This is a genomic window from Streptomyces sp. MAI_2237 (genome assembly GCF_054189285.1).
The window spans coordinates 1988438-2007718 of the sequence record NZ_JAJPGQ010000003.1 but is presented as its reverse complement, the minus strand read 5'-3'; the positions used below and the strand labels follow the sequence as shown (position 1 = coordinate 2007718).

General features: G+C 72.3%; 13 protein-coding genes. 3 read left to right on the top strand and 10 right to left on the bottom strand.

All coding sequences use genetic code 11. The annotated features are described in order from the left end of the window. The 5 genes from LN251_RS19730 to LN251_RS19710 form a co-directional block, all read right to left on the bottom strand. On the bottom strand, positions 1-210 hold the full coding sequence (locus LN251_RS19730; RefSeq protein ID WP_458245562.1) for a hypothetical protein: 210 nt from the start codon (positions 208-210) through the stop codon (positions 1-3). Between the two features lie 131 nt (positions 211-341). After that, the gene (locus tag LN251_RS19725; protein ID WP_362991593.1) at positions 342-668 is read right to left on the bottom strand and encodes a hypothetical protein; all 327 of its coding nucleotides are present in this window, start codon (positions 666-668) and stop codon (positions 342-344) included. After that, complete coding sequence (locus LN251_RS19720) at positions 665-1033, bottom strand: WhiB family transcriptional regulator (RefSeq protein WP_030038270.1); 369 nt, start codon at positions 1031-1033, stop codon at positions 665-667. The genes LN251_RS19725 and LN251_RS19720 overlap by 4 nt, the downstream gene beginning before the upstream one ends. A 178-nt stretch (positions 1034-1211) precedes the next feature. Continuing rightward, complete coding sequence (locus LN251_RS19715; RefSeq protein WP_458245561.1) at positions 1212-1532, bottom strand: hypothetical protein; 321 nt, start codon at positions 1530-1532, stop codon at positions 1212-1214. 164 nt (positions 1533-1696) lie between these two features. After that, positions 1697-3895, bottom strand: a complete 2199-nt coding sequence (locus LN251_RS19710) for an ATP-dependent DNA helicase UvrD2 (RefSeq protein ID WP_458245560.1) — start codon at positions 3893-3895, stop codon at positions 1697-1699. A gap of 247 nt (positions 3896-4142) precedes the next feature. Here LN251_RS19710 and LN251_RS19705 point away from each other — a divergent pair, with 247 nt between their 5' ends. Further along, positions 4143-4385, top strand: coding sequence for a mycoredoxin (locus tag LN251_RS19705; protein ID WP_058923365.1), 243 nt, complete (start codon positions 4143-4145; stop codon positions 4383-4385). A gap of 85 nt (positions 4386-4470) precedes the next feature. Here the strand turns inward: LN251_RS19705 and nudC are convergent, their stop codons facing one another. The 5 genes from nudC to LN251_RS19680 form a co-directional block, all read right to left on the bottom strand. Then, a complete protein-coding gene (gene nudC / locus LN251_RS19700) occupies positions 4471-5412 on the bottom strand; it encodes an NAD(+) diphosphatase (RefSeq protein ID WP_458245559.1) in 942 nt (313 codons plus the stop codon). Between the two features lie 156 nt (positions 5413-5568). Next, a complete protein-coding gene (locus tag LN251_RS19695) occupies positions 5569-6972 on the bottom strand; it encodes a dipeptidase (RefSeq protein ID WP_458245558.1) in 1404 nt (467 codons plus the stop codon). A 10-nt stretch (positions 6973-6982) separates the two neighbouring features. Next, positions 6983-10552 (bottom strand): ATP-dependent helicase, encoded by a 3570-nt coding sequence (locus LN251_RS19690; protein ID WP_458245557.1) that lies wholly within the window; start codon positions 10550-10552, stop codon positions 6983-6985. Between the two features lie 101 nt (positions 10553-10653). Next, positions 10654-13980 carry an ATP-dependent helicase gene (locus LN251_RS19685; protein ID WP_458245556.1) on the bottom strand — a complete coding sequence of 1109 codons (3327 nt, stop codon included), beginning with the start codon at positions 13978-13980 and terminating at the stop codon, positions 10654-10656. A 257-nt stretch (positions 13981-14237) separates the two neighbouring features. After that, the gene (locus tag LN251_RS19680) at positions 14238-14624 is read right to left on the bottom strand and encodes an MGMT family protein (RefSeq protein WP_458245555.1); all 387 of its coding nucleotides are present in this window, start codon (positions 14622-14624) and stop codon (positions 14238-14240) included. A 186-nt stretch (positions 14625-14810) separates the two neighbouring features. Here LN251_RS19680 and LN251_RS19675 point away from each other — a divergent pair, with 186 nt between their 5' ends. Continuing rightward, positions 14811-17543, top strand: a complete 2733-nt coding sequence (locus LN251_RS19675; RefSeq protein ID WP_458245554.1) for a lysylphosphatidylglycerol synthase domain-containing protein — start codon at positions 14811-14813, stop codon at positions 17541-17543. Positions 17544-17637: 94 nt separating this feature from the next. Further along, the gene (locus LN251_RS19670; protein ID WP_458245553.1) at positions 17638-19179 is read left to right on the top strand and encodes an alpha/beta hydrolase; all 1542 of its coding nucleotides are present in this window, start codon (positions 17638-17640) and stop codon (positions 19177-19179) included. Positions 19180-19281: the final 102 nt, after the last annotated feature.

Sequence of the window (19281 nt, the reverse complement as noted above, 5' to 3'; positions counted from 1 at the left end):
CTACCACCAGGCCGAGTCCAATCGGCCCTCGATCGCCCTGAGGTTCTCCCGCGAGCAGGCGTCGCAGTAATGCCGGCGGACGCCGTCCTCCACCGAGAAGGTCCAGGTGGGCGGCGATCCCTCGGCTCGGGCGCCGCAGCGTGCGCACACCACCGGCAGGGGCTCCGCCGCGGAGCCCGAGTCGTCACGGTTCCCGGGATGACTCGTCATCCGGCGACGATACCTCCGGCACCGGGCTCGGGCGGGCACAACGCACCGCGGGGGCCGGTCCGTTCGCACGGACCGGCCCCCGCGGGGAGCCGGCGCCCCCGGCTCGGGAGGCGCCTGCTTGGGACAGGCGGCTACTGCATGACCGCCATGGCGAGCGCGCGGCGAGCGCGCCGGGAGGCGAGCTCGGCACGGCGCTGCATCCGGCGGGCGGCCATCAGGCGCGCGGCCGGGCGTTCCCGCTCGGCCTCACGCAGCCGCTCGTGCATATGCGCACGTGCCAGGGCTTCTGGAATGAGTTGCATCTCTCGGGTCCTGTTCTGACGCGAACCGGTCACGCCGGTGCTGGTGGTGGAGTCTTCGATCGCGGAGCCGGTGGGCTCAGTGGTGGACGGCTTCATCGGGGCCTGCTTCTTGGGGTCGTGCGTGAGGGGACGGTCGATCGTGCCTGCGGTGTTCATGCCGTGACCGGGTTCTTGCGCGGGCGGCCACGCGGCCGCTTGCGGGCGACGACGACACCCTGGACGAACAGCTCGCCACCCCAGACGCCCCAGGGCTCACGCCGCTCCTTGGCGCCGGCGAGGCAGGCCTCGACCAGCGGGCAGGTGCGGCAGAGGGACTTGGCGTACTCGACGTCGGCCGGCGACTCGGCGAAGAAGACCTCCGGGTCGTAGGAACGGCAGGGGACGGGTACGCCGAGGTTCTCGATGGCGTCGTCGAGCGCGGTGAGCGCGGTGAGCGGGGTCAAGGTGGAGTCCTCCGTGAGGCCGGGCGGGGGGATCGTTTCGGAAGGCGGTACGGACGGGGCGTGCGCTTCGAGTTGCACGGGTCGTCTTCCTCGTCTGTTCGTTTCCGGCCCTGTTGGGCCGGGAGGCGGGTGGTACCGGGTTCTGCTGTTGTCCCGAGGCCCCTTCGCTCCGTCGTCCCCGGTGGGGGGACAAACAGAAGGGCCGCGGATCCCGGATGGGGTTCCGCGGCCCTGAAGGCGCCGGCCTGATCGGCTGTCAGGCTGGATCACTCCAGGGTTCTGGCCCACGGAAGGCCCACATCAGGTGGTGCTGCGTCTGCTTCCGGCTTCCGGCACCGGCCGCCGTAAAGGCATAGGCCTGCGCCTGTGCCTCTACTGCTTCCAGTGCCTTCGTCGGTCGCTCATTGCGCTCACGGATGGGAAGACCCGCGAGAGACACAGAGGACGCCGGACGCACGGCACGGATGCCGGACAGACCGGTGCCCGGGATCGAAGCGCCGAGCATGCACAGGGAGACGACGACCGAGCGATCGGTCATTTTGACGGTGCTGGTGGAGCTGCTGTTGATGCTGATCACTGGACTCGCCTCCTCTCGGCGCTTCGGGGACTGGGATGAACCAGTCCGACGGATATGCAAGTAGAGCACGGAATCAGGGCCTTCGAGAAGGCCTCTGTCCCCGTGGCTAAGAACCTATGGGGATTGCTGGGGCATGCGCAAACTATTTTTCCGACGAGTTCGCATCAGTCTTTCGCGCCGTCTCCCGCGAGGTCCTGGCCTGCGCAGAGGGCCAGTACATCCGCCCCGTAGCGGTTGAGCTTGCGCTGTCCGACCCCGGGGATGCGGGCCAGCTCGTGCTCGTCGTCCGGCACGGCCTCGGCGATGGCCACGAGCGTCTTGTCGGTGAAGACGCAGAAGGCGGGCTGTCCGCTGCGCCGCGCCTGGTCCGCGCGCCACTCGCGCAACCGCTCGTACAGACCCTCGTCCATGTCGGAGGGACAGTCCTCGCACCGCATCAGCTTCATCTCGCCGGCGTCGGTGAGGGTGCGCCCGCAGACCCGGCAGCGGGCTGGGGAGCGATGGGTGCGTCGCGGGGCGACGGTCTCCGCTCTGCTGGTGCGTCCGCGCTCGACGCCCCCCGCGCCCCCCGTCGCCCCGCGCCCGGGGGTGCCGGTGGAACCGGGGCGCAGGCCGTCCAGGAAGCGGCTGGGACGGCGGTTGGGGCGGCCGCCGGGCGAGCGGGACAGCGCCCAGGAGACGTGCAGGTGCTCACGGGCGCGGGTCACACCGACGTACAGGAGGCGGCGCTCCTCCTCGATCTGCTCGTCGGTCTTCGCATAGGTGATCGGCATCATGCCCTCGGCGACGCCGACCAGGAACACGACGTCCCACTCGAGGCCCTTGGCGGAGTGCAGCGAGGCCAGGGTGACGCCCTGCACGGTCGGGGCGTGCTGGGCGTTCGCCCTCTCGTCCAGCTCGGCGACGAGGTCGGCCAGCGTGGCGCCCCGCTCGGCGGCGGCGAAGTCGTGGGCCAGGTTCACCAGGGCGGCCAGGGACTCCCAGCGCTCCCTGACGGCGCCGGAGCCGGCCGGGGGCTCCGTCGTCCAGCCCTCTCCAGAGAGCACGGCACGCACCTGGGAGGGCAGGTCGACGGCGTCGTCCAGCCGGGAGTCGTTGCCGCCGAAGCGGGCCGCGCCCCTGAGGTTGACGATGGCTCTGCGCACCTCGGGCCGGTCGAAGAAGCGCTCGGCGCCGCGGAGCTGGTAGGGGACTCCGGCGTCGGCGAGGGCCTGCTCGTAGGTCTCCGACTGGGAGTTCGTGCGGAACAGGATCGCGATCTCGCTCGCCGGGACGCCCGCGGCGATGAGTTCGCGGATGCGGCGGGCGGCGCCCTCCGCCTCGGCGGGCTCGTCGGTGTACTCGGTGTAGCGGGGCTCGGGCCCCGCGGCCCGCTGCGAGACCAGTTCCAGGCGGTGGTCGGCGGCGCGTCCGCGGGCCTGGGCGAGGAGGCCGTTGGCGAGATGGACGACCTGCGGGGTGGAGCGGTAGTCGCGGACGAGCTTGACGACGGTGGCTCCGGGGTGGCGGGCGCGGAAGTCGAGAAGGTGGTCGGGGGTTGCTCCGGTGAACGAGTAGATCGTCTGGCTGGCGTCGCCGACGACGCACAGGTCGTCCCGGTCGCCGAGCCACAGTTCCAGCAGGCGCTGCTGGAGGGGGCTGACGTCCTGGTACTCGTCCACCACGAAGTGCTGGTACTGGGCGCGGACCTGCTCGGCGATGTCGTGCCGGTCCTGAAGGACGGCCACGGTCAGCAGCAGGACGTCCTCGAAGTCGATGACGGAGCGGTCCCGCTTGAGGTCCTCGTAGACGGAGTAGACCTGGGCGATCTCGGCGGGGTCGCGGGGGGACTCGCGGCCGGCCTTGGCGGCGGCCGCCGCGTAGTCGGCGGGGACGGTCTGGGTGACCTTGGACCACTCGATCTCACCGGTGACGTCCCGCAGCTCACCCCGGTCGAGGCGGATGCGGCAGGCGGCGGCCGCGTCCGCGACGAGCTGGATCTTGCGGTCGACGAGCCGGGGCATGGAACCACCGACCGCTTTCGGCCAGAAGTACTGCAGCTGGCGCAGGGCCGCCGAGTGGAAGGTGCGGGCCTGGACGCCGACGGCGCCGAGCCGGCGCAGCCGGCCGCGCATCTCGCCCGCGGCGCGGTTGGTGAAGGTGACGGCCAGCACGCTGGACGGCTGGAGGATGCCGGCCCGCACTCCGTAGGCGATGCGGTGGGTGATCGCCCGGGTCTTGCCCGTGCCGGCGCCCGCCAGCACGCACACCGGGCCGCGCAGGGCGGTGGCCACCTCGCGCTGCTCGGGGTCGAGCCCTTCGAGCACCGCGTCGGCCGAGTCCGGTACCGGCGGGAAGAGCGTGGAGTGCGTTGCTGCTGTCACACAGCCATGCTGCCAGGTCGCCGGAGACGGGTGCTCCGGTTGTCCACAGGCAGGCACCTCTTGTCGTACTAATGCGGCAGGCGTCGTGGATCGATGCGGCAGGCGTCGTGGATCGATGCGGCCGGCGTCGTGGATCGATGCGGCCGGCGTCACGTGGGGTCCGGTGCCGCGTGCGGGAATGGTGGCCCTTTCAAGTACGTTCCCTCTCTGCGAGCACCGACCCCCAGCAGCTGAGGAGCCGAGAGACATGCCGGGCACTGTGACGATGTACAGCACCACGTGGTGTGGCTACTGCCGTCGGCTGAAGAGCCAGATGGACCGCGAGGGCATCACGTACGACGAGATCAACATCGAGCAGGACCCGGAGTCCGCCGCTTTCGTGGAGAAGGCGAATGGCGGAAACCAGACGGTTCCGACCGTGCTGTTCCCGGACGGTTCGACGCTGACGAACCCGTCGCTGGCCCAGGTGAAGCAGAAGATCGGCGTGTGACACCCGGCACTGGCGTGCGGAAAGGCGATACCCGAGGTCGACTCGGGTATCGCCTTTTCGCTGCCCGCCCTGCGCCGGAAGGCCGTCACACGCTCCGCGTCGGCAGCGGCTTGCCGTACCAGAGCTCGATCAGGCGGGCAGCGATCGAGATGCCGTAGGGCGGGAGCACCTCGCCGGAGTCGAAGGCGGCGCCGAGTTCGTCGCGGGAGAACCAGCGGGCCTCGTGGATCTCGTCGCCGTCGACGTCGATCTCGACGGAGGTGGCGTGGGCCATGAAGCCGAGCATCAGGCTGGACGGGAACGGCCAGGGCTGGCTGGCGACGTACTCGACCTGGCCGACGCTGACGCCGGCCTCCTCGAAGACCTCGCGGCGCACCGCCTGCTCGATGGACTCGCCGGGCTCGACGAAACCGGCGAGCGTGGAGAAGCGGCCCTCGGGCCAGTGGACCTGACGGCCGAGGAGGATGCGGTCCTCGGTGTCGGTGACGGCCATGATCACGGCGGGGTCGGTGCGCGGGTAGTGCTCGGCGCCGCACGCCGGGCAGCGGCGGATGTGGCCGGCCGCGGCGATGACGGTGCGCTCGCCGCAGCGGGAGCAGAAGCGGTGCGTGCGCTGCCAGTTCTCCAGGCCGACGGCGTGCACCATCAGGCCCGCGTCCCGGGGTGAGAGCAGCAGACCGGCCTCGCGCAGGCCGGCCGGTCGCGCGGACTGGTCGATCCGGCCGGGCAGCGCGTCCTTCTGGAGGGCGAAGTAGCTGACGCCGTCCTCGTCGGTGCCCAGGAAGTAGCGGTGCGCCTCCGTCAGAGGAGCCTCGAAGGACGGGGTCATGACGAGTTCGGTGCGGCCGTCGGGCGTCTCGTCGATGAGGACCTGGCCGCCGGAGACCACGAAGCAGCGGGTCGTGGGGTGGCTCCACGCCGCCGCGAGCCAGGCCTCGTCGAGCCGGTGGTGGGCGGCGCGGTCGATGCCGCTCGGGGCGGTGAGCGAGATGGGGCGGTCGGCGGTGTGGTCGGTCCAGGTGGTCACGGGTGCTTCCAACTCCCCCTGTGGAACGGGTTGTTTCGGCGATCGGTTCGGCGGGTCGCAGTGCGGGAGGTGACCGGTTCCGGTGGGGCTGGGCGGTGCGGGGCGTTCCCTCCAGTGTGCCCCTGGCAGCCTGCCCGTCCGGGCGGCGCGGGACGCTCAGGGCGCATGACGCCAGGTCCGGGCGAGGTCGTCCCACAGGTACGCGGTGGTCTCGACGCCCTTGAGGAGCAGGTCGAGCTCGACCTTCTCGTTCGGCGCGTGCCAGCCGTCGGAGGGGACGGAGATGCCCAGGAAGAGCACCGGTGCGTCCAGGACCTCCTGGAGGTCGGCGGCCGGGCCCGAGCCGCCCTCGCGGGTGAAGCGGACCGGCTTGCCGAAGGCGCCGCCCATCGCGCGGACCACGGACTGCAGGGCGGGGTGGTCCAGCGGCGTCAGGCACGGGCGCGTGGCGGCACCGAACGTGATCTCGTGCCGGATCCCCGCGGGCACCTGGGCGGCGGCCCAGTCGCGGACGACCTTCTCGATGTGGGCGGGGTCCTGTCCCGCGACCATGCGGAAGGAGAGCTTCACCATCGCCGAGGACGGGATGATCGTCTTGCTGCCGGGGCCCTGGTAGCCGCCGCCGATGCCGTTGACCTCGGCGGTGGGGCGGGCCCAGATGCGTTCCAGGGTGGTGTGGCCGGCCTCGCCCCGGACGGCGTAGGACTTGGCGGTGCGCAGCCACTCCTGCTCGTCGAAGGGCAGTTCGGCGAGGAGCTCCCGCTCGCGGTCGGTGAGTTCTACGACGCCGTCGTAGAAGCCGGGGACGGCCACGCGTGCGTGCTCGTCATGCAGGGCCGCGACCAGACGGGCGGCCGCGGTGGCCGGGTTGGGGACGGCGCCGCCGAAGGACCCGGAGTGGATGTCCTGGTCGGGGCCGAAGAAGTGGATCTCGCACTCGGCGAGGCCGCGCATGCCGGTGCAGACGGTGGGGGTGTCCTCGGACCACATGCCGGTGTCGGAGACGATCACCGCGTCGGCGGCCAGCCGCCCGGCGTGCTCCTCCACGAGGGCGCGGAAGTGCGGCGAACCGGACTCCTCCTCGCCCTCGATCAGCAGCTTCAGACTGACGGCCGGGGTGGTGCGGCCGGTGGCGGCGAGGTGGGCGCGGACCCCGAGGGTGTGGAAGAAGACCTGGCCCTTGTCGTCGGCCGCCCCGCGCGCGTAGAGGCGGCCTTCGCGGACGACCGGCTCGAAGGGCTCGCTGTCCCAGCCGTCCTCGCGGGCGGCGGGCTGCACGTCGTGGTGGCCGTAGACGAGGACCGTGGGCGCCCCCGGATCGTCGGAGGGCCACTCGGCGAAGACGGCCGGGGCGCCTTCGGTCTCCCAGATCTCGGTGGTCGGGAAGCCGGTCTCCCGGAGTTTGGCGGCGAGCCAGTCGGCGCTGCGGCGTACATCGGGCGCGTGGTCCGGCTGGGCGGACACGGACGGGATGCGCAGCCACTCCGCGAGGTCCCCCAGGAAGGCGGAGCTGTGCTGCTCGATGTACGTACGGACGGCGCTGTCCGGGGTCTGGCTCATGGTCACGAGCCTATCGGCCCGCACCGACATCCTCGGTGGGCGGTTCCTCACACTGTGCCGACGCGGCCGGCTCGCCCAGGAGCAGCCGCTCCAGCGCGGCGCGGTCCGGCAGGCCCCGCGGTCGCACCACGTCACCGGTGCGGACGTACAGGAACGTCGCGTTGACGGACTCCAGGGGGACGCCGCGCTGCTCGGCCCAGGCGAGCCGGTACAGGGCGAGCTGGAGCGGATCGGCGGTGCGGTCGCGGCCCGTCTTCCAGTCGACGATCTCGTACGTCGCCGCGTCGCCGTCGCCTTCCTTGTAGACGGCGTCGATACGTCCCCTGATGACCCGGCCGGCGATGGTGAGCTGGAAGGGGGCCTCGACGCGGTGGGGCGTGCGGTGGGCGTACTCGGTGCGTTCGAAGGCGTCCTTGAGGGCCTCCAGGTCGCGCTCGTCGGCGATCTCGGCGTCGCTGCCGGGCAGTTCCTCCGGTTCCAGCACGGGCAGGGTCAGCTCTTCGAAGCGGGCTTCGACCCAGGCGTGGAAGCGGGTGCCCCGGCGGGCGGCGGGCTGCGGCGGGCGGGGCATGGGGCGCGCGAGTTCCTGCGCGAAGCCGTCCGGGTCGGCGGCCAGCCGCAGCACCTGCGAGGCGGTGAGGGTCACGGGCAGGGGGACGTCGGTGACGGCCGCCCGCGCGCGCAGGAGCTCACCGGTGAGGGCGTCGAGGTCGCGGTCCCAGGAGGCGATGGTGCGGGCCTCCTCGGGGGTGGGTCGGGGGCGGGTGTGCTCACGCGCGTGCGTGGTGACGGGCACGCGCGTGCCGTCGTGCGCCGCGCTCTGCGGTCCCGTCGCCTGGTGCGGGACCGCCGGGCGGTCCGCGGACCAGCTCTCCCGGTCGCCGGGCTCCTCGTCCCGGAACGGGTCTTCTTCCCCATAGGGCGCATCGCCGTCGTAGGGGTCTTCGTCGTCGTACGGCTCTTCGTCGTAGGGCTCTACGTCCTCGTAAAGCTCTTCGTCGTCCGGCGGTACGGGCCAGTCCGGGTCCTCGTCGCCGTCCGGGTCGTGTACGGCCGCGAGGTGGCCGTCCTCGTGGGAGACGAGGTCCTCCAGGTGGGCGAGGACGGTCTCGGCGGCCCTCCGGCGACGGGCGAGGGACGCCTCGTCCAGAGGCAGGGGCCAGACCTGGTCGGCGCTCGCCGTGTGCAGGACGGGGTTCTCCTCGTCCTCGGCGGGCTCCTCCGCCCATGCCTCGATCTCGCCGTACCCGGCAGCGCAGTGCTCGTACAGGTCCAGCAGGAAGCTCGAGGGGCCGCGCCGCTTCTTCTGGGTGGGGCCCCACCAGTGGCCGGAGCCGAGGAGGAGGGAGCGGGGGCGGGTGAAGGTGACGTAGCCGAGGCGGAGCTCCTCGGTGTGCTGGTGCTCCTTCATGGCCTCCTGGAAGGCCTTGAGGCCCCGCGAGTCCCAGGAGCCGACGTCGGGCAGGGTGTCGGCGTCGCCGCGCAGCGCGTGCGGCAGCACCTTGCCCTGGGCGGTCCACTTCTCGCGGCCCTTGGTGCTGGGGAAGGTGTCCTTGACCAGACCTGGGACGGCGACGACGTCCCACTCCAGGCCCTTCGACTTGTGGGCGGTGAGCACCTTCACGGTGTTCTCTCCGCCGGGCAGGGCGTTGTCGAGGCCCTTCTCGTACTGCGCGGCGGTGCGCAAGAAGGCCAGGAAGGCGAGCAGGGTGGCCTCGCCGTCGCCGGCGGCGAAGGAGGCGGCGACGTCCAGGAAGTTGGAGAGGGTCTCACGGCGGCGGGCGGCCAGGGCGTGCGGGGACGCCGACAGTTCCACCTCCAGGCCGGTGACGGCGAGGACGCGGTGCAGGACGTCCATCAGCGGGTCGGACAACGACCGGCGCAGGTCGCGCAGTTCGGTGGCCAGGCGCGCGAAGCGCACGCGCGCGTCCGGCGAGAACGGCAGCCCGTCGTCCTCTCCCTCCGCGTCGAGCGGCATCTCCAGGAAGGTGTCGAGGGCGTCCGCGAGCGATATCACCTCCGCCGGATCGACCCCCTCGACGGCCTCGGCGAGCCGCCGGTCACGGTCGTCGTCGTCCTCCACGCGCGCGTGGGACACGAGCAGCCGGGCCCGGCGTCCCAGGAGGGCGAGGTCGCGCGGGCCGATGCGCCAGCGGGGGCCGGTCAGCAGCCGGACCAGGGAGGCGTTGGCGCCGGGGTCCTGGAGCACTTCGCAGACGGCGACCAGGTCGGCGATCTCCGGCAGGTGCAGCAGCCCGGACAGCCCGACCACCTCGACGGGGACGTCCCGGGCGACGAGCGCGCCCTGGATCTCGGCGAAGTCGCTCGCCGTGCGGCACAGGACGGCGATCTCGCCGGGCGCCTTGCCGGTGTTGACCAGGTGGGCGATGGAGTCGGCGATCCAGTCGATCTCCTCGGCATGGGTGGGGAGCAGCGCGCAGCGGACGACGCCGTCCCGTTCGGCGCCGGGGGCCGGGCGGAGGGCCTCCACGCCCGCGTGCATGGCGCGCAGGGGTTCCGCGAGGCCGTTGGCGAGGTCCAGGAGGCGGCCGCCGCTGCGGCGGTTCTCGCTGAGCGCCTGGCGGGTGGCGGGGCGGCCGTCGGGGCGGGCGAAGTGCTCGGGGAAGTCGTCCAGGTTGGCGACGGACGCGCCGCGCCAGCCGTAGATGGCCTGGCAGGGGTCGCCGACGGCGGTCACCGGGTGGCCGGTGCCGCCGCCGAACAGGCCCGCCAGAAGGATGCGTTGGGCCACCGAGGTGTCCTGGTACTCGTCCAGGAGGACCACGCGGAACTCGTCGCGCAGGACCCGGCCGACCTCGGGGATGCCGGCGAGTTGTGCGGACAGGGCGATCTGGTCGCCGAAGTCGAGCAGGTCGCGTTCGCGTTTGGCGGCGCGGTAGCGGACCACCAGGTCGGCGAGTTCGCGGCGGGCGGCGGCCGCCTCGGGGACCTTGCGCAGATCGGCGTTGGTGAGCTTGGCGCCCTGAAGGGTGCCCAGCAGTTCGGCGTCGTACGCGCGCACGTCCTCGGGGCGCACGAGGTGCTCGGCGAGTTCGGCGTCGAGGGTCAGCAGATCGCTGACGAGGTCGGCGAAGGAGCGGGTGAGGGCCGGATAGGGGCCCGGGGCCTCCCGCAGCACGCGCGCGGCGAGCTGGTAGCGGGTGGCGTCGGCGAGCAGGCGCGAGGTCGGCTCCAGGCCGATGCGCAGGCCGTGGTCGGTCAGCAGGCGGCCGGCGAACGCGTGGTAGGTCGAGATGACCGGTTCGCCCGGCGGGTTGTCCGGATCGATGACGTCCGGGTCGGTGACGCCCGCCTTGATCAGCGCCTTGCGCACGCGCTCGGCGAGTTCCCCGGCGGCCTTGTTGGTGAAGGTCAGGCCCAGTACCTGCTCGGGGGCTACCTGTCCGGTGCCCACCAGCCAGACGACGCGGGCGGCCATCACCGTCGTCTTGCCCGATCCGGCGCCGGCCACGATCACCTGCGGGGCGGGCGGCGCGATGATGCAGGCCGTCTGCTCCGGGGTGAACGGAATCCCGAGGAGCTCCTTGAGCTGATCGGGATCGGTGATACGGGGCGGCACGTCGAAGAGGCTAGCGGCGACCACTGACAGCGGAGGACGCATTCACCCCGCACGTCGGTGGAAGCCCAGGTCAGCTCGGGTGGTGTGATGAATCACCCGGGCTACTCGACGATGTGGCGGCCCTCGGGGCGGGCGCTGCAGGACGCCCGGAACGCGCAGTGCGTGCAGTGCTGTCCGGCGGTCGGCGTGAACCGCTCGTCGAGCACCTTTCCGGCGGCGGTGGCGAGCAGTTCGCCGACCCACTCCCCCGCCGAGCCCTCGACGGGCTCCTGGGCCTGCACCTTGGGCAGCGTCTCGCCGCCGTCGCGCCGCGCCGCGCCCTGCCGCAGGTGCACGAGTTCGGCGCCGCCGGGTTCGGGGCGCAGACCGTCGAACGCTTCGTCGACGGCGCCCTCGCGGACGGCGAGCTGGTAGACGGCGAGCTGCGGGTGGTGCTCGACCTCGCGCGCGGTGGGCGCCTGTTTGCCGGTCTTGAAGTCGACGACGTAGGCGCGGCCCTCGCCGTCGGCCTCGACGCGGTCCATCTGGCCGCGGATGCGGACCTCGTAGTCGCCCGCCTCCAGGGTCACGTCGAAGTCGTGCTCGCTGGCCACCGGGGTGCGGCCGGTGCGGTCCATGACGTGCCACTTCAGGAAGCGTTCGAGCGCCACGCGCGCGTTCTCCTTCTCCTGCGCCGACTTCCACGGCGCGTCGAAGGCGAGGGCGTTCCACACCGAGTCGAGGCGTTCCATGAGGACGGCGAGGTCGGCGGGCGTGTGCCCGGAGGCGACCTCGTCGGCGAGGACGTGCACGACGTTGCCGAAGCCCTGGGCGGTCGTCGCGGGCGCGTCGGCCTTCACCTCGCGGCCCAGGAACCACTGCAGGGAGCAGGTGTTGGCGAGCTGGTCGAGGGCGCTCCCGGAGAGCACGACGGGCTGGTCGCGGTTGCGCAGCGGCACCTTGCTCTCGGTCGGCTCGAACATGCCCCACCAGCGGTAGGGGTGGGCGGAGGGGACGAGCGGGCGGCCCTCCTCGTCGGCGAGCGCGGCGAGGCGCGCGAGCCGGTGGGCGGCCGCCTCCCGGAGCGTGTCCGAGACGCGCGGGTCGACGGTCGTGGCGCGCAGTTCGGAGACCAGCGCGGCGACGGACAGGGGGCGGCGCGGCCGGCCCGTGACGTCCTTGGGTTCGACGCCCAGTTCGGTGAGGAAGCGGGAGGGCTGGTCGCCGTCGTCGGACGGTGCCTTCACGGCGGTGACGACGAGGCGTTCACGCGCGCGGGTGGCGGCGACGTAGAACAGGCGGCGCTCCTCGGCGAGCAGGGCGCCCGGGGTGAGCGGTTCGGCGAGTCCGTCGCGGCCGATGCGGTCGGCCTCCAGGAGCGAGCCGCGGCGCCGCAGGTCGGGCCACAGTCCTTCCTGGACGCCGGCGACGACGACGAGGCGCCACTCCAGGCCCTTGGAGCGGTGCGCGGTCATCAGGCGTACGGCGTCCGGACGTACCGCCCGCCGCGTGAGGGTGTCGGCGGCGATGTCCTCGGCCTCGATCTCCTCCAGAAAGTTCAGGGCGCCCCGGCCGCCGGTGCGTTCCTCCGCGCGCGCGGCGGTCGCGAACAGCGCGCAGACGGCGTCCAGGTCACGGTCGGCGTTGCGCCCGGCGGCCCCGCCGCGCCGCGCGGAACGCTCCAGGCGGGTGGGCCACGGCGTGCCCTCCCACAGGTCCCACAGCGCCTCCTCGGCCGTGCCGCCGCCCGCGAGGCGTTCCCTGGCCTTGCGGAGCAGCGCGCCGAGCCGCTGGGCGCCACGCGCGTACGCGGGGTCGTGCACGGCCAGGCGCTCCGGCTCGGCGAGGGCCCGCGCGAGCAGTTCGTCCGACGGCGGCGGCAGGGCGTTGCCCGCCGCCCGCTCCTCGTCACGCAGGGCCCGGCCGAGACGGCGCAGGTCGGCGGCGTCCATGCCGCCGAGGGGCGAGGCGAGGAGGGTGAGGGCGGTCTCGGTGTCGAGCCAGCAGGGGGCCGCCTCCCCGGAGGTGACGTCCTCGTCGTCCGCCTGCGCCGCCGCCTCCGCGCCGGCCACCGCCCGCAGTGCCGTCAGCAGGGGGGCCACCGCCGGCTCGTGCCGCAGCGGCAGGTCGTCGCCGTCGATGTCGAGCGGGACGCCGGCGGCGGCCAGCGCGCGGCGGACCGTCGGGATGGTCCGCGACCCGGCACGCACCAGGACGGCCATGTCGCGCCACGGGACGCCGTCCTCCAGGTGGGCCCGGCGCAGGATGTCGGCGATGTTGTCCAGCTCCGTGCCGGACGTCGGGTAGGTGTACACCTCGACGTGGCCGCCCTCCCGGACGGGGGCGAGTTCGCGGTGCGCGCGGACCTTCTCCGCCGGCAGCCGGGTCAGCGGCATGCGCTGGGTGAGCAGGCGGGTCGCGGCGAGCAGCCCGGCGCCGGAGCGGCGGGAGGTGCGCAGGACCTGCACGGGCGCCGGACGGCCGTCCGCGCGCGGGAAGGTGTGCGGGAACTCCAGGATGCCGTTGACGTCGGAGCCCCGGAAGGCGTAGATCGACTGGTCGGGGTCGCCGAAGGCGACGAGCGTGCGGCCGCCGCCCGCGAGCGCGTGCAGCAGCCGTACCTGGGCGGCGTCCGTGTCCTGGTACTCGTCGACGAGGACGGCGTCGTACTGCGCGGCGAGCCGTTCGGCGACCTCGGGCCGGCGGGCCAGGAGGACCGCGCGATGGACCAGTTCGGCGTAGTCGAGCACGCCCTGCAGGTCGAGGACGTCGAGGTATTCGGCGAGGAAGGCGGCCGCGGCACGCCAGTCGGGGCGGCCGATACGGCGGGCGAAGGCGTCCAGCGCGACGGGGTCCAGGCCGAGTTCCCGGCTGCGGGCGAGGACCGCGCGGACCTCGTCGGCGAAGCCCCGGGTCGTCAGGCAGGCGCGCAGTTCGTCCGGCCAGCGCACGTGCGCGAGGCCGAGGCGCTCCAGGTCGGGCTGCCCGGCGAGCAGTTCACGGACGGCGACGTCCTGCTCCGGGCCGGACAGCAGACGCAGCGGCTCCACGAACAGCTCGGCGTCCTGGTGGGCGCGGACGAGGGCGTAGCAGAACGAGTGGAAGGTGGTCGCCTGAGGGGCGCGGGCCGCCCCGACGCGCAGCGCCATGCGGTCGCGCAGCTCGACGGCCGCCTTGCGGCTGAACGTCAGCACGAGCACGCGCGCGGGGTCGCCGCCACGGGCGATTCGCGCGGCCACGGACTCCACGAGTGTGGTCGTCTTGCCGGTGCCGGGACCTGCGAGAACGAGCAGCGGACCGGACCTGTGGTCAACCACGGAGCGCTGAGCGGCGTCCAGAAGAGGGGGATCCGGTCGGGCCGGAGGGGTACGCACCAGTCGGTAAGCGCCACGGTTCCCCTGTCGCACCGCGGGGTGCGACAGGCGCCTGGTGGAGGAAGAGGAGCTCACGTGGTTCGCCGGTCCTGGTGGGTGTGCTGGTTGTCGGACCACCGTCCGTGCACGGCGGTGATCGGGGGGTGAGGGGGACTCGTGCAGCCGACGCTACGCCGACGGACAGGTCGGAAGCAGAGCTTCCGCTTCTTCCCTCCCGGCACTCACGCCTCGCATGTCCCTCGCCCCTCGAACGTACGGCATGGGACAGACGTGCCCCTGTTCCCCCATCCGGATCACGGGTCACACACGGCGTTGCCGGATGGCGGAAGCTGTCAGGTGTGAGCTTCAGCGCGTCCGTCGCCGTCCCAGCGCGCCCGCTTCATGTCGAGGCGCGGCAGATGGCCCTCGGCGGCCCTGCTCGCCTCCTTCAGGGGCGTGCCCTCGGCGCGGTAGTGGTCGAGCGCCCGCAGCTCGTGCCCGGGCAGCAGCACGCCGTCCGAGCGGACGACCCGCCACCAGGGCACGGCCCCTCCGTAGAGGGCCATCACCCGGCCGACCTGCCGGGGTCCGCCCTCCTCCAGCCACTCCGCGACGTCCCCATACGTCATGACACGCCCAGGCGGCACCAGTTCGGCCACCTCGAGGACGCGCTCGGCGTACGCCGGCAGCGCGTCCGGGTGCTCCCCTCGGTCCTCGTGCGGCAGGCTCTCCTCGCTCATCCGGCCCATCCTGCCCCACGCCACCGACAGTGGGACGCGCTCGTGACCGTGCGTATCCCTCGCCCCCGGGCAGCGCTTCCGGCAGACTGTGCGCCCCCGCGTTTGCACCCTGATGCCCCCGTGTGTCGGTGGGGCATGCCACCATCATGCGGGCGGTGACCGGTGATACGAGATCAAGAAGAGACGATGAAGCAGCAGGGTGCGCACCCAGAGGACGCGGAGAGCACCTCTGACGCTTCGTCGCGCCCGGAACCCGCTTCCGGTGGCAAGGGGACGCCCACGAAGGCCTCGGACAGGGGCCAGACCGACTTCGTGGACGAGGCGCACATCGACGAGGTGGAGGGTGACGAACCGCTCCTCCCCGCGCGCGTGCACCGCCCCTCCGACCTGATGCGCCTCATGGTGGGCGTGCTGGGGATCGTCCTGCTGCTCGCGATCGCCGCGTTCGCGCACGGCACCACCTCGGGCCTCGAACAGGACATCAACAAGGGCACCGGGCAGGCGCCCGACCTGCTCATCAAGATCGCCGGCCTGGCCTCCAGCATCGCGATCCTGCTGGTTCCGGTCGCGTTCGCGATCGAGCGGCTGATCAAACGGGACGGGCTGCGCATCGCCGACGGCGTGCTCGCGGCGGTCCTCGCCCACGGTGTGACCCTCGCCACCGACCTGTGGGTCGCCAAGGCCGCCCCCGGCTCCATCCAGGAAGCGCTCACCCAGCCCTCCCCCGGCAACATCCACGCCCTGACCGACCCGGTGCACGGCTATCTCGCCCCGGTCATCGCCTACATGACCGCCGTCGGCATGTCCCGGCGGCCGCGCTGGCGAGCGGTGCTGTGGATCGTGCTGCTCCTCGACGCGTTCTCGATGCTGGTCACCGGCTACACGACGCCGTTCTCGATCATCCTGACGGTGCTGATCGGCTGGACCGTGGCCTACGGCACGCTCTACGCCGTCGGCTCGCCGAACGTCCGCCCCACCGGCCGGACGCTGATGGCGGGCCTGCGGCACGTCGGATTCCGCCCGGTGACCGCGGCCCGCGAGGAGATGCCGGAGAACCACGAGACCGGCGACCGCGGCCGACGCTACTTCGTCACCCTGGAGGACGGCCCGCCCCTGGACGTGACCGTCGTCGACCGCGAGCAGCAGGCCCAAGGCTTCTTCTACCGCGCGTGGCGCAACCTGACCCTGCGCGGCTTCGCCACCCGCAGCAGCCTCCAGTCGCTGCGCCAGGCCCTGGAGCAGGAGGCCCTGCTCGCCTACGCGGCCATCGCGGCCGGCGCCAACGCGCCCAAACTGATCGCGACCTCCGAACTCGGCCCCGACGCGGTCATGCTCGTCTACGAACACACCGGCGGGCGCACACTCGACTCCCTGGCGGACGACGAGATCACCGACGAACTGCTGCACGACACCTGGCACCAGGTACGCGCCCTGCAGTCCCGGCGCATCGCCCACCGCAGGCTGGTGGGCGACGCGATCCTGGTGGATCGTTCCGGCACGGTCATCCTCACCGACCTGCGCGTCGGTGAGATCGCGGCCGGCGATCTGCTGCTGCGCATGGACGTCTCCCAGCTCCTGGTGACCCTCGGCCTGCGGGTCGGCGCCGAGCGCGCGGTCACCTCGGCGGTGGCCGTGCTCGGCCCCGACGCCGTGGCCGACTGCCTGCCGATGCTGCAGCCCATCGCCCTCAGCCGCACCTCCCGGGCGACCCTGCGCAGGCTGGCCCGAGAGCGGGCCCAGCGGGAGCGCGAGGCGGTGCTGGAGGCGTCGCGGCAGGCCAAGCAGGCCCGTCTGGAGGCGGCCGACGACCACGCCGGGCCCGCGCTCGAAAAGCCCGACAAGAAGGCCGTACGGGCGGAGGCCAGGGCCGAGAAGCGGGCCATCGACGAGGCCATCGACGAAGCGCGGGAAGAGGATCTGCTCACCCAGATCCGCCACCAGGTGCTGCTCATCAGGCCGCAGGCACCGGTCGAGCCTGCCCGCCTGGAGCGGGTGCGGCCGCGGACGCTGATCAGCTTCATCGCGGGCGCCATCGGCGCGTACTTCCTGCTGACCCAGCTCACCCACATCGAGTTCGGGCCGCTGATCGAGAACGCGCAGTGGGGCTGGGTCGTCGCGGCCCTCGCGTTCTCCGCCGCCAGCTACTTCGCGGCGGCCATGGCCCTGCTGGGGTTCGTGCCCGAGCGGGTGCCGTTCCTGCGGACCGTCGGGGCCCAGGTCGCCGGGTCGTTCGTGAAGATCGTCGCGCCGGCGGCGGTGGGCGGTGTCGCGCTCAACACGCGCTTCCTGCAGCGCGCGGGCGTACGGCCCGGCCTGGCGGTCGCCAGCGTGGGCGCCTCCCAGCTGTTCGGGCTCGGCTGCCACATCCTGATGCTGCTGTCCTTCGGCTACCTGACCGGCACCGAGAAGACGCCGTCGCTGTCGCCGTCCCGGACGGTCATCGCGGGTCTGCTGACGGTGGCGGTGCTCGTCCTGGTGGTCACCTCGGTGCCGTTCCTGCGGAAATTCGTCGTCACGCGCGTGCGGTCGCTCTTCGCGGGCGTCGTGCCGCGCATGCTGGACGTGCTGCAGCGGCCGCAGAAGCTGGTCACCGGCATCGGCGGCATGCTGCTGCTGACGGCCTGCTTCGTGATGTGCCTGGACGCCTCGATCCGCGCCTTCGGTCAGCAGGGGGCCTCGCTGAGCATCGCCAGCGTCGCCGTCGTCTTCCTCGCCGGAAACGCGCTCGGCTCCGCGGCTCCGACCCCGGGCGGCGTCGGCGCGGTCGAGGCGACGCTCACGGTCGGTCTGATCGCCGTGGGCCTGCCCAAGGAGGTCGCAGCCCCGGCCGTACTGCTGTTCCGGCTGCTGACGCTGTGGCTGCCGGTGCTGCCGGGCTGGCTGGCCTTCAACCAGCTCTCGCGCAAGCAGGCCCTCTGATACGACGCCGGCCTCGTACGACGTCCGTACGCGCGCGTACCTCATACGGCCCGTGTCCCGAGCGGGCCGTCCGGCGCGGGCACAGGATGGAAGCATGCCGAAGCCTCCGCGCCTGCGGGCCGCCGCCCTGACAGTCGTACTGCTGTCCTCCGTACTGGTGGCCTGCAGCGACAGCGCCAAGAACGACGAGGACCTGTCGGCCCAGAAGCTGGACTGGAAGGACTGCCCGGCCCCCTCCGCGGCGGAGGGCGGAGGCGCCGCGCCCTCCCCGCTGCCGAACGGCGGCACCTGGCAGTGCGCCACCATGAAGGCGCCGCTGGACTGGGACAAGCCCAAGGGCGACACCATCGGCATCGCGCTCATCCGGGCCAGGACGAGCGGAAGCGCGAGCAAGCGCATCGGTTCTCTCGTCTTCAACTTCGGCGGACCCGGCGGCTCGGGCGTCACCACGCTGCCCTCCTTCGGCCAGGACTACGCGAAACTGCGCACCCGCTACGACCTCGTCAGCTTCGACCCGCGCGGAGTCGGCCGCAGCGCGCCCGTGAAGTGCGAGAACGACCAGCAGCTCGACACGTACTTCCAGCAGGACGCCACCCCCGACGACGCCCCCGAGCGCACCGCGTTCGTGAACAACACCAAGGAGTTCAACTCGGCCTGCGAGAACAACTCCAAGAAGGTGCTGCCGCATGTGCGCACCACCGACGCGGCCCGGGACATGGACCTGATGCGGCAGGTCCTCGGCGACGACAAGCTCTACTACTTCGGCATCTCGTACGGCACCGAACTCGGCGGCGTCTACGCCCACTTGTTCCCCCGGCACGTGGGCCGGGCCGTCTTCGACGCGGTCGTCGACCCGACGCAGAACACCGAACAGAGCTCGCTCGGCCAGGCCGGCGGCTTCCAGCTCGCCCTCGACAACTTCGCCGAGGACTGCACCTCCAGGGCCCAGCCCTGCCCGATCGGCGACACCCCGCAGGACGTCAAGGACCGCATCGCCAAGCTCCTCACGGACCTCGACAAGAAGCCGATCCCCGGGATCTTCCCGCGGCAGCTCACCCAGACCGCCGCGACCAACGGCATCGCCCAGTCCCTGTACTCCAAGGACTTCTGGCAGTACCTCACCGAGGGCCTGCAGGAGGCTTACGACGGCGACGGCAAGATCCTCATGGCGCTGTCCGACTCGATGAACGGCCGCAGCGAGAACGGCGAGTACAGCAACATCACCGCCGCGAACATCGCCATCAACTGCGCGGACGACAAGGCCCGCTACGACACCGCCTACGTGCAGCACAAGCTCCCCGAGTTCCGGGCCGTCTCGCCGCTCTTCGGTGACTTCCTGGCCTGGTCCATGGCGAGCTGCACCGACTGGGCCGTGGCGGGTGCCGCCGACCACCCCGACGTCAGGGCCGCCGGCTCGGCGCCGATCCTCGTCGTGGGCAACACCGGCGACCCGGCCACCCCGTACGAGGGCGCGAAGAAGATGGTGGACGCGCTGGGCAAGGGCGTCGGCGTGGAGCTGACGTACAAGGGCCAGGGGCACGGCTCGTACGACAGCAAGAACAAGTGCGTGCAGAGCGCGGTCAACGGCTATCTGCTGGACGGGAAGGTGCCGGCGGCCGGAACCGTCTGCTCCTGACGGCAATCCGGGATTCCGGATAAAGGCGCAGGTCAGAAGGTTATCCACAGGCCGGCACGGGCTCGGCGTGATCTGCCTACTATGGCCTGACCGCGGTCCGCT

What these genes read in the sequence shown, in the direction of transcription:
- LN251_RS19730 (WP_458245562.1), bottom strand. Translation starts at nt 210, where the DNA reads ATGACGAGTCATCCCGGGAACCGTGACGACTCGGGCTCCGCGGCGGAG.
- LN251_RS19725 (WP_362991593.1), bottom strand. Translation starts at nt 668, where the DNA reads ATGAACACCGCAGGCACGATCGACCGTCCCCTCACGCACGACCCCAAG.
- LN251_RS19705 (WP_058923365.1), top strand. Translation starts at nt 4,143, where the DNA reads ATGCCGGGCACTGTGACGATGTACAGCACCACGTGGTGTGGCTACTGC.
- LN251_RS19695 (WP_458245558.1), bottom strand. Translation starts at nt 6,972, where the DNA reads ATGAGCCAGACCCCGGACAGCGCCGTCCGTACGTACATCGAGCAGCAC.
- LN251_RS19680 (WP_458245555.1), bottom strand. Translation starts at nt 14,624, where the DNA reads ATGAGCGAGGAGAGCCTGCCGCACGAGGACCGAGGGGAGCACCCGGAC.
- LN251_RS19675 (WP_458245554.1), top strand. Translation starts at nt 14,811, where the DNA reads ATGAAGCAGCAGGGTGCGCACCCAGAGGACGCGGAGAGCACCTCTGAC.
- LN251_RS19670 (WP_458245553.1), top strand. Translation starts at nt 17,638, where the DNA reads ATGCCGAAGCCTCCGCGCCTGCGGGCCGCCGCCCTGACAGTCGTACTG.